A 10361-nucleotide genomic window follows, 5' to 3' on the forward strand; every position below is an offset into this window, starting at 1 on the left:
TTTTTTTCGCCTCAGAACGTAGCCTGCCAAACGGGAGCGGGGCTCCGTCCGGGAGGCAGGCACTGGCGCGCTTCAGATGGCGTCGATGCTAACGTCAAAGAAGCCGTTGCATTCAGTGCAGCGGAAAAGTCGCCGCTTCAGTTCCGCCGCGCTCAGCTTCCTGGTTCTCTTGAACCCGTGTGGTCTCGCCTCGACCTGTCGGCGACAGTGCGGGCAGTCCAGGACCGGCCGCGGCGCCTTAAGACCGAGTCGCACGCGCCGTTCGAAATCACCTGCTGGGTCCAGTACCAGCAACCACTCGCGAAACCGCCTGACCCACGCCTTCACGATCTCCGGCTGCGTCCCGAGCTTATCCGCGGCATGGGTGAGCGGCAGATGTTGGGAAAGCAACGGAAGGATCCCGTACAGGATGTCTTTGCGCAACATGTTGGCCAGCGGTGTGCGTGTCGCCCGCGAATATAGACGCACACAGGCGTGGCACTGGAACTGGGGCAAATGCGAGCCTGCGCGCTTCGCACAGGCAAGTCGCGTGCTGCGGCTGCCGCAATGGGGGCAGGGCGGGGGTTCCACACTGTCTGAGAGGACCTTATCGACGTGGCCTTTCAGGAAGCGCGTCAGTTCTTCGTCCTCGACGTGTTTGCGCGGCAGGAGACTGTTGTGACGCAGCGGCCCGCCAAAATCGAAGCGTCCCGCGTCCGGGGGCAAAAGATCCGGCGCCGACAGAAAGACTGGTTGCGTGCGCGGTTCGGTCCTGACCGAGCCGAGCCGGACGCGCGGCAGGTCCGGCGCCTCGAGTCCAGCGCGTCGACGGCGCTCAGCTGCGTTGAGCGCGAGATCGTCGGCCACGATAACCGGGACGGCGCCTGCGGCACGGCTTAGACTGAGCGGCCAGAGATAGCCGCACGCTGGACACTTCGCCTGTCGCCGGTTGTCAGCGGTGAACCCGCCGTTGTTCAACTGCCCCTCATGACCGCATTTCGGACACGCACCGTGCGGCCGGTATTTCAGGCCGAGTCTGACCAGCGCTGTCCAATGGAGGTCGGGGTCGTGCAGTGCGATGAGTTGGCGGCAGCGCATCAGCCAGTTAGAGATGGCGCCGTACTCGACGCCCAGTCGGCGCGACACCTCCTCGAGTGGCACGGGCTGGGACAACAGCCGGAAGAACTCGGGCATCTTCCCGACGAACCGCAGTCGGGCGACCGGGCTTCCCGTCAGTCGTGTATATAAGCGCCGACAGTCGATGCAGCGGAAATAGGGCATCCGATGATACTCATTCGCCCGCTGATGAAAGCGGCCGCGTGCCCCCATGCAATGCGGGCACGGCGGCACGGGAGTCGCGTCGATCGAGTGTAGTTCCGCCCATAGCGTGCCGACGAAAGCCGTGAGGGAGGGATTTTCGCTATCGCCGTACTCCCGGTTCTTCCCTCGCGTCAGCGGGTCGCTTGCATCAAATACGGCGGCGGTGAATACGGAGACCGCTTCCGCCCGGGTTGGCCGCTCCTTCAGTCTGCTTGTGCTTGCCATCACATATCTGGCCATTGAGACAGGCGTCGATTTTAATGCGGAAGAAGGGCGACGATCGGAATTTCATTACCCCCGTTGTAGTGTGCCAAAGTCGCGAAAGACCTTGAGGAGGTCGTTGCGCAGTTCTGAGACATCCATTTCATGTCTGGCCCGCGTCAACCCCACATAAAGGAGGCGCTTTTCTTCATCGGTCATCGTGGTGCGGCCGTCATCTTCTGTCTTGAAGCGAAAATCGCCACAGACCTTCACCCGGTTCCATTCAAGACCTTTCGCCCGGTGAATCGTTGAAACGACATAGTCTGCCTCGGCTTCCGGCGACACGCGAGACAGAAGGTCCCGCAGGTATGCGGTGCCTTGCCGATCGATGATCTGAACGATCGGCAGGAGGTCGCGACCTGCGTAACTCGCCGCGTATTCCTGAACGTCACGCCATGTTTCAAATAGCGCGAGGGTTGCCGGGCTGAAAGTGCGTTGTCCCCGCATCAGGCGGTCAGCGCCGTCGGCGAATGCCAGAATCTCTTCGATGTTCGCACGCACCGCAACCTTATGCCCGCTTTGCAGGCCATTTGCCAGCGTCCCGATGACGGTCACGTTCTTGCGGCACAGGATCGCGTCGAAGGTTCGGGTAGGGTCATACTCTTCGAAGAACGTCGACGTGACATTGGCCTGGCCGCGAAGGGGCACGCTTTCTCCGAGAAGGCTCAGAACGCGTGATGCAAGCGCGGCGAAGTGAGGCCCGAAGCGGAACGACTCCGTTAAGGCGCACTCGCGGGCCTTGATGTATTCCATTGCATTGACCGCGCCGCGCCACTCGTAGATCTGCTGGTAGGGGTCCCCCACATAGATGATCTGCGCGTGCTCCTGCCGTCGCAGGACAGAGAGCATCAAACCGTCGCTGTCCTGGGCCTCATCGAACAGAATGAAATCCGCGCTGATCTGCGGACGCGAGCGCTCCCACGTTTTCAGATACGTGTCGGGCGTGATAGCCGTCTTCCCATGCGGGTCGATGCTCTCGGTCCAGTGGCGCACCACGAAGGGCAACAGCATCGCGCGCAACTCGTCGGCGGCCTGTTCGGTGATCATCTCGTTGACGGGGATGTGCCACGACTCGGGCTCGTCCTGAGCGGACCGGCAGAAGCGCGCGGCGCCGTCGGCAACCAGCCGGCCGACCTGGAAAACGGATAGCTCGATGTTTTTGCCAATCACTGTCGGAACGCGCACAGGCCCGAGCCCGTACCTGCTCGCGAGCATGTGAGGCGGTTCCTTGGGGAGATTCAGGCGTGCCGTGAGCGCCTTGTCGGTGGCGCGAAATGCAACCGAATGCACCGTCTGACACGCGACGTTGCGCGGAAACTTCCGCTTTGCTTCTGCCGCAATCTCACGATTGAAAGCAAGGTACTGGCCGCGTTTCGTGCTGAACCGTTCGGCAATCATTCGAAGGGTAGAGGTCTTCCCCGCGCCGGCGTACGCTTTCACTTTTACCGTCGCGCCGGAGGCGACCGTCTCGAGTGTGTCGAGCTGCTCGGCGGTCGGCTTCAATGCTGTCATGACGTCTCGGATGGGGAGTATGAAACGGCTGTGACGCTTGCGTCGCAGTTGCTGAGGGATACAGGCATTCTGTCAGACCGCGCACGCTTCGCCGGAGGGAAAAGACGCGGGAACAGTACCTCCTTTCGAGCTGCTGGCCCGCGCTACGGTACGCCTCAGCGCAAAGCGCCAGCAATGTCCTTCGGAAGAGCCAGCGGTTCGGCGTGGCTGGTTTGTACGCGAGTGCGCCCGGCGACGACGGACTCGGACCGGATGGCAACACGTTCCCGGAACAGTCCACGCCCGGTGGTCACGTGAGTGGCCTCGTACGGATTGCCGCGTTTGATGTAGTCGCCCACGTCAAAGTCGATTGGAAACAGGGACGACTTTCCCCCGCTCTCAACGACGAGCCGGATTGCGTTCACCGGCACGCCGCGCACCTGGACATCGAGGATCCGATTGAGAAGCTGGTCCCGGAGAATCGAAGACTCCATCGGGCTCTGGTATTCGGCGTTACCGTGACGAAGATGGACCACGGCCAGACGCTCCGCCGTTGCGGTAAGAGCGATACGGAACTGAAGGGCGCATGGCTGCCCCGCTTCATCGGGATAGGCCATGTCCATGAAAGGTGTCTGGTGGGGCATGCAACACTCCGCAGGAAAGGTTACGCCGCTCCGGTTGGATCGGCATAACCCAGGCTACGCAGCAATACGCAAAGTCAAGTCACGTGCAATCCGGTGATGGTCGCGCGAAGGCGGGTGACCGTACGCTGACTGGCGAGGCCGAGCAGCCTGCTTGTATCTTCGTTGGTTCGACCGGCCGCGAGCAGACGACGCGCGAAGGTGTTGCGCAGCACCCGCGGGCTCATATCCGGCGCGACGAACCCGATCGCGTCGAGCGCGTCCCGTACGATCGCACCGAGGAGCACATCGTTGATCGGCTTGTCGTCGGTACGCGGCGCGGGGAATACCAGCGCACCATCTAACGGCGTATGAAGCCGCTGCCAGGCCCCTAGTGGGGGCGTGGAGAACGCGGGCAGGGCGACCGTGCGCTCGAGGCGCACGCCTCGCTTTGGGACCCGTACCTGCGGTCGTATCCCATCGAGAACGATATCGCGCCAGCGCCCGCCCCGAAGTTCGGCTGCGGTGATGCCCGCGCCGAGCAGCAGCGCGACAACCGCGCGATTGCGGCACAGGCGGGCATCATCGCCGGCTTCAGGCTGGACGTACGCCTGCAAGGCAAGGTCTGCGACTGGATCGAGAAACAGCGGCTCTGGCTCGTCCTCCGGCCACGCGGCCGACAGCGCGAAGGCTGCCGCCGGGTTGCTCTCACGCAGGCCGACGTCGACCAGATGGCGACAGAGCCGCACGATCAGGTTGATGTAGCGCAGCCGCGTGGTGGTGCCGGGTGCACAGCGGTTGTCGACGTCGTTGAAAAATGATTCCAGGTGCTCAGGACCGAACGTCGCGAGGGCGACACCGCGCGTGACCAGATGTCGGAGGAAACGGTCGAACATGGCCCGGTGCTGCACGACGGAGCGTGGCGAGAAGCGGCGGCGATCTGCGCCGGCCGCTTCGCCTGACTGCCATTGCATATAGGCAGTGAGTGGTTCGGTCACCCAGAGATGCAACTCGTTCATAAAGTGCAGCACCTTATATACTGAATTGGCGTCATCCCTCCACCAGGCGAATCTCCGATTCGCCATCCTGTCTGCAGGAAGAGGGGGGCGTTCCCACGCTGTAAGCATCCGCGATCGCCCGCAGGCATCCGAGAGGACCGCCCTGAACGATCCGCGCCGCGCACGCGAGCATCAGGTTCACGCAGAGTCCAAAATCCTCCACCAAATAGCCCCGTTCGCAGACGTCTGCGAACGGCTTGCAGGGCACACGCTCACGCAACGTGCTCAGATCGGCGCGATAACCCCAAACCGGCTTTCCCAGCGCGGCAGCGAACCCGATCTCAAAGGCTGTGCCGCTATCCGGCTCTCCGGCGCCGCGGAAGTCCGCCACGTTGGCCATCACTATATCCGCGCGGCGGATCGCGCCGAGGTTGGAGCGGTAGATCCAGGTGGCCTTATCGGCAGGCGAAAGATCGGTCGGCACGACCGTGTCGAGCGGATAGACGCCCTCGAATCCGCGGTCGGCACAAAGGCGCTGCAGGCTCCGGCCGTATTCCACTGCGTCGACCCGAAAAACGTCGAAACCTGCAAGGTAGATGCGCTTCCTGCCCGCTGCGTTGCGCGGTGTCATTCGGTGATGCGGAAGTTTTCGCGGTCCTCGCCCCTGAGCCATTGCGGCGCACGCCCTCGGCCGCTCCATGTTTCGCCCGTCGTGGGGTTGCGGTACTTCGCGGCGACCACCCGGCCAGCGTTCTTGCGGCGCTGGCCAAAAACGTCCTCAGGCGAGAAGCCGAACTCTGCGACTGCGTCGCGAACCTTCTCAAGTGCGGCCGCGGCCTCCACGCGCCGGGCCTCTTCAATGCGCCTGTCAAGTTCTCTTTTTTGTGCGAGCAGCTCGTTGTATCGTGCCATTAGTATTTAAACCTTTTGAAGATAACGGGGCGATTCTACCAGGTGCGTTGCCATGTCAAGCGCCGGTCTACCGCTACAGTCCCGGAAGACAAGCGAATCCTTGCCGCCCCCATTTCACTGAACCGTCGCCGGCGACTATCCGACGTTCCTCACACACGATCAACCCAACGATGAGAAGAATCTCTGTTCGCCGCTCCAGCGTCCACGGTCGCGGTGTTTTAGCGCTGCGACCTCTGCGCGCCGGCGAGTTCATCCTCGAGTACACCGGCACGGTCATGAGCTGGAAACGCGCAGTGGGCCGCCATCGCAGACTAGGCGAAGAGGGCCATACGTTCCTCTTTGGACTTTCGGATGGACGGGTCATCGACGGATCGCTCGGCGGCAATAGCGCGCGCTGGCTGAACCATGCCTGTGCCGCGAACTGCGAGGCCGTCGAATCGGATGGCCGGGTTTACATCCAGGCAGTCGCCGACATCAGGCCCGGTGCAGAGCTGTTCATCGCGTACGGACTCACGACAGAGGGCCGGGTTTCAGCGGCAATGCGAGCGCTATATGCCTGCCGGTGCGGCGCCCCAGAATGCCGTAGAACCATGCTCGTTGGCAGCCGCGGCAAGTAGCGTGCCGCTCAAGCGCGCCGGAGTCTTGCCCGCCGGATAAATGACTTGGGCAAGAGACCAGCCTCGGACGCGTGCTATCGCCGTTTGGCTGGTCCAGCAGGGAGACGTCTTATGCGCAGACCGCAGACCGCTTGCGCGGCACTTTCCGCTTTGGCATTGCTGCTTGCCGGTTGCGTGGCCGGCGGCATGCCGTATGCCGGCCCGCACCTAAGTCCGACTGAGTGCCGTGACCTGGCAGCGCTAAAGACAAATGCGCCCCCGACAATGGCGCAGCACCAAAGCGAGCTGGCCGCCCTCAGAAAAGCGGGCTACGACCCATCACCATGGTATGACGACCCCTACTACCCAGACGATCTGCAATCGGCGCAGCGCCTGGTCGATTATTGGTTCCAGACGGAGTGTCAGCAGCCTCGGCCTGGCTAAGAAGCCGCGGGGTGTTGTCACGTTGGAGTATTGGAGGGACAAATATGCCGGAGAGTGGTCGTTGCTCAGAAAGCGGACGGAATTTGGGTGACATGGGTCAGTTCACGCCATGCGACGAACTGGGCCGCGAGGTGTTTGCGGTAAAGAGACGCGCGCAGCAGATGTCGTTTCAGTGCGAAGTGCTGCCGGATCGGACCGAAGCTCGACAGGAAGGCCTGCGTGTGCTTCGGGTCGCGAAAGCCTCGCATGCGCCGCTCGCGCTCCCGCGTGGGCTGATGACTGTTCTCTGCGCGATTGTTGACACGGGCGGCAGCCTTGACGAACACGTGTTTCACGCTGGCCAGCTCGGGGATATCTGCCTTCGCCGCCGGATAGCTGCGTAGCTGATCGGTGACGATCTTGTGTGGCACCGGGCTGGAGCGCAGCACATGTCTGAAGAAGCGTCTGGCGGCGGCCTTGTCGCGCCGCTTCTGCAGCAGGATGTCGAGTTCGGCGCCGTGCTCATCGACTGCACGCCACAGCAGGTACGGTTCACCACGAAGGGTGACGAACATCTCATCGAGGTGCCACGTGCTACCCGGCTTGCGTCGCGCCGCTTTCACCCGATGGGCAAAGCCCGCGCCGAATTTCCCGCACCAGCGGCGAATCGTCTCGTAGCTGACCGTTACGCCGCGCTCGAACAGCAACTCCTCAATGTCGCGCAGGCTGATCTGAAAGCGAAAGTACCACCGTACCGCATAGCTGATGACTGCTGCCGGGAACCGGTGGCCGTGATAAAGCGATTTCATTTTCGTCATCACATCATGTTACCCAAACATCCCGTCAACGTGCCAATGCCCATGGAAGTACAACGACAGCTCATTTGCTAAAGCGGAGATGATCCTTCAATGCTTGGCTAGCTTCTGCTTATCTAGGTGCCTGGCGCTGTGAAGTGTAGGGAAACTGGTGATTTGCAGATTCAAGGCGCGAACCATCCTGTCTTGGCCGAAAGTGGCACAGTGCGTTACCCGTTTGGACCACGTTGGTGAGGGCGGTTTTGTGCTGCGCTACGTTCGGTAGCGGAGATTGCGCGGAGTCATGGAGTGAACGCGAATCCGGTGTTTGACGGGCGTACGCAGTATCTCGAAGGACGCCTGGGTTGTGACGGGCGAAAATGAGCCTCTCCGCCGATCGCTTAGGAATGTGCTTTGGTGGGGGCGACAATGATTTCGTCCGGTCGGCCAAGACGTTTGTCGGTAAACCGGACTTCCTGCTTGACGGTATGGGTAATTTCGCAACAGCTTCTAAGTCGAGCTGTCATCAAGCCAGTAACACCATGTCGTTCGAAACGTGTGTCGGCACCGAATTCCATGGAGCGGCTTCCTGTCCGACCTCCAAATGTTTCATCTGACACATAGGCTAAAGGACTGCCATGCGTTTGCGCCGTTACGTCTGATTTTCGCCGCCCCGTCTGATGATTGTGCGTGCTAAAGCTTTACGTATTGCATGTCGTTATCCAGTCGAATAAGTCAGGACCATCGCACATACCCGCGCCTCATGAAGACGCGGGATGCGCGAGGCAATAGCTCTTCGGGGGAACGAATCTTGAATCACCAACGATCGCCATGGTCGCGCGCCGCGGCTCCGGGCGAAGTCATCTATGCAGAAGGCTTCGCAGGCGACGCCGTCATCTACGTGATCGCAGACGGCAAAGTCGAAATCTCCACTCAATGCGACGAAAAAAAGGTCATTCTCGCCACGCTCGGAAAGGGCGAGTTTTTTGGCGAAGCGTCCTTGTTGCCGGCCGAACCGCGCGCGCACACCGCGAAAGCGATTAGCTTCTGCCAGTTGACCGTGATCGCGGCAAGCGTCGTGGAAGAAGAACTCGAACGCGTGTCGCCGCTGCTGCGCCATATCGTGCGCACCATGATTCGACGCGTGAAGAAGAAGGACGACGTCCTCGCCACCAATACGCATGCTGATTTTCTGCCAGGGGTTCTCTCCTACGCGCATGTTCTGTCGCTGATGGCGGGTATTGAAAGCGCAGACCGGGTGGATGGACGCGCGCGCCGCGCTCAAGGGGAGGAGTGCTCGGTGCCCCTGCCCGAAGTCATCAAGAAGTGTCATGCGATTGCTGGTCATTCCCGTCCGCATGTGATGGCGATGCTCAAGCGCATGGAAAAACTCAACCTCGTCACGCTCGAACCGGGCCGCTCCGATCGCCTGAGCACGCTGTCAGCGCGCTATTCGGCGCAGGACGGCGTAGCCGGCCGGCAGCTCGTGACTTTCGATCCCGTGCGGATCACGGAGCGGGCTCAGCAGGTGGCGGACCACGATCTCGACGTGTCGATCAACAGCGAACTGGAACTGATCGAGCTGGCCGACCTGGAAGCCCTGATCGGCGTCGAGAAGAATCTGATTCTCAACAAACTCTCGCATGCGGAAATCGCCGAAGACATCTTCGCGTTTCGCAAGACCAAGGTGTTGAATTACGTCGAGGAAAAGGGCATCACGTATTTTTCCCGTCGCAATGCCCGTGGCGCAAGCGAGCTGAAGTCGCTGGACGATCTGGAGTTTGTCGACCAGCGAACCTTGTTCGAAGCCGTGAGCGCTTTCGACACCTATGACCTCGCGAAATTGCTCGCCGCCGTGACCGGCGAACCGGTCTCCGATCGCTTGTTCTCGGTGATGACCGAGGCGCGCAAGAAAGAGGTGTCGTGGGTCATGCGGCGTGAAATCAAGATCGATCCGCTCGAGATCGCCGAGATCGAGGAGCGATTCATCGAGACCGTGCGCGCGATCAAATCCCCGGCAGCCAATGCTGCGCCGCTTTCCAATGTGAATGCCTGACACCTGGTGGTCGGACAACGGGCCGTGTTCAGGTCCGCTCCGATGACTAGGGTGGCCGTTCGAGAGGATGTATGGATCTTTTGACGCTATTTGGCGCCCTGTTCGGCGTGACGGCTATCGTGGCCGGATTTTCGCTCGAGGGTGGTCACTTCACCTCGCTGTTTCAGTGGGAGGCGTTCGTCATCGTATTGGGTGGCACCTTCGGCGCGGTGATGATCCAGAACACGTGGGCGAGGTTTTATGACGGCATGAAGCAACTGCGACTCGCGTTTGTGAAAGCGCGGCAGGTCGACCGGCAAAGCTTGTCGGTCCTGCTCGAGTGGGGCGATCAGGCTAAGGTGAACGGCACGCTCGTGTTCGAGTCGATCGAGGCGGCCGGGATTAACCCGTTTGCCAAACGAGGCCTGGAGCTGCTGGCCAACGGTGTGTCGACCGCCGTGCTCGAAGACGCCCTGCAACGGGAGCTGGATGCCTATGAGCGCAATCACATGGCGGCCGCGCGGATCTGGCAGCAGGCCGGTGGCTATGCGCCGACCTTCGGCATCCTGGGGGCGGTGCTCGGCCTGATTCAGGTCACCGGCCATATGCTCGAGCCGGCGCAACTCGGGCAAGTTAGGGAGCCTCCCGACAAGCGCGGCTGACGAACGGCCGCTGTACATTCACGACGAGCCATTCGGTGGACAAGGGCAGGAGCGGCCGAGAAGAGTCGACTTATGCCATCCGCATAAATACTGCGCGCGACGATCCCGTCCACGTCGCTGTCGGACCAGGTGCGGCCAGGTGCGGCCAGCCAACGCACAAGTTGTGATGCCAGAAATCGTCACAAAAGCGGTCACTCGACAGAGTGCTTGCGCGCGACCGGCACAGTCCGATTTGGTGCACGCGCCGGAACCTCGATGCGTTCAAGCCGC

The 10361-nt window shown here is 61.5% G+C and carries 10 protein-coding genes and 1 pseudogene; 4 read left to right on the forward strand and 7 right to left on the reverse strand.

From position 1 onward, the window contains the following. Positions 1 to 72: 72 nt before the first annotated feature. From P3T25_RS28335 to P3T25_RS28360, 6 genes are all read right to left on the reverse strand, one after another. The gene (locus P3T25_RS28335; RefSeq protein WP_429360086.1) at positions 73 to 1260 is read right to left on the reverse strand and encodes a DUF746 domain-containing protein; all 1188 of its coding nucleotides are present in this window, start codon (positions 1258 to 1260) and stop codon (positions 73 to 75) included. A 330-nt stretch (positions 1261 to 1590) separates the two neighbouring features. After that, positions 1591 to 3072 (reverse strand): 3'-5' exonuclease, encoded by a 1482-nt coding sequence (locus tag P3T25_RS28340; RefSeq protein ID WP_429360087.1) that lies wholly within the window; start codon positions 3070 to 3072, stop codon positions 1591 to 1593. A 155-nt stretch (positions 3073 to 3227) separates the two neighbouring features. Next, positions 3228 to 3695 carry a hypothetical protein gene (locus tag P3T25_RS28345; protein WP_429360088.1) on the reverse strand — a complete coding sequence of 156 codons (468 nt, stop codon included), beginning with the start codon at positions 3693 to 3695 and terminating at the stop codon, positions 3228 to 3230. 74 nt (positions 3696 to 3769) lie between these two features. After that, positions 3770 to 4690 carry a tyrosine-type recombinase/integrase gene (locus P3T25_RS28350; RefSeq protein WP_429360089.1) on the reverse strand — a complete coding sequence of 307 codons (921 nt, stop codon included), beginning with the start codon at positions 4688 to 4690 and terminating at the stop codon, positions 3770 to 3772. A gap of 31 nt (positions 4691 to 4721) precedes the next feature. Continuing rightward, positions 4722 to 5300 carry a nucleoside 2-deoxyribosyltransferase gene (locus tag P3T25_RS28355; protein WP_429360091.1) on the reverse strand — a complete coding sequence of 193 codons (579 nt, stop codon included), beginning with the start codon at positions 5298 to 5300 and terminating at the stop codon, positions 4722 to 4724. Continuing rightward, positions 5297 to 5581 carry an H-NS family nucleoid-associated regulatory protein gene (locus P3T25_RS28360; RefSeq protein WP_429360093.1) on the reverse strand — a complete coding sequence of 95 codons (285 nt, stop codon included), beginning with the start codon at positions 5579 to 5581 and terminating at the stop codon, positions 5297 to 5299. The genes P3T25_RS28355 and P3T25_RS28360 overlap by 4 nt, the downstream gene beginning before the upstream one ends. Positions 5582 to 5751: 170 nt before the next feature. Between P3T25_RS28360 and P3T25_RS28365 the strand changes: the two genes are divergently transcribed. Together P3T25_RS28365 and P3T25_RS28370 are read left to right on the forward strand one after the other, a co-directional pair. Continuing rightward, positions 5752 to 6198 carry an SET domain-containing protein gene (locus P3T25_RS28365; protein WP_429360095.1) on the forward strand — a complete coding sequence of 149 codons (447 nt, stop codon included), beginning with the start codon at positions 5752 to 5754 and terminating at the stop codon, positions 6196 to 6198. Positions 6199 to 6309: 111 nt separating this feature from the next. Continuing rightward, positions 6310 to 6621 (forward strand): DUF4148 domain-containing protein, encoded by a 312-nt coding sequence (locus P3T25_RS28370; protein WP_429360097.1) that lies wholly within the window; start codon positions 6310 to 6312, stop codon positions 6619 to 6621. 65 nt (positions 6622 to 6686) lie between these two features. On the opposite strand, the gene P3T25_RS28375 is transcribed toward P3T25_RS28370, so the two are convergent. Further along, complete coding sequence (locus P3T25_RS28375) at positions 6687 to 7418, reverse strand: IS6 family transposase (RefSeq protein ID WP_429360099.1); 732 nt, start codon at positions 7416 to 7418, stop codon at positions 6687 to 6689. Positions 7419 to 8205: 787 nt separating this feature from the next. Between P3T25_RS28375 and P3T25_RS28380 the strand changes: the two genes are divergently transcribed. Both P3T25_RS28380 and P3T25_RS28385 read left to right on the forward strand, forming a co-directional pair. Beyond that, positions 8206 to 9450, forward strand: coding sequence for a Crp/Fnr family transcriptional regulator (locus P3T25_RS28380; protein WP_429360101.1), 1245 nt, complete (start codon positions 8206 to 8208; stop codon positions 9448 to 9450). A 71-nt stretch (positions 9451 to 9521) separates the two neighbouring features. Next, positions 9522 to 10058 (forward strand): annotated as a pseudogene (locus P3T25_RS28385) (MotA/TolQ/ExbB proton channel family protein); the annotation flags it as partial. Positions 10059 to 10361 lie beyond the last annotated feature (303 nt).

It is taken from the genome of Paraburkholderia sp. GAS32 (assembly GCF_050434225.1).
In the GTDB taxonomy this organism is placed as follows: domain Bacteria; phylum Pseudomonadota; class Gammaproteobacteria; order Burkholderiales; family Burkholderiaceae; genus Paraburkholderia; species Paraburkholderia madseniana.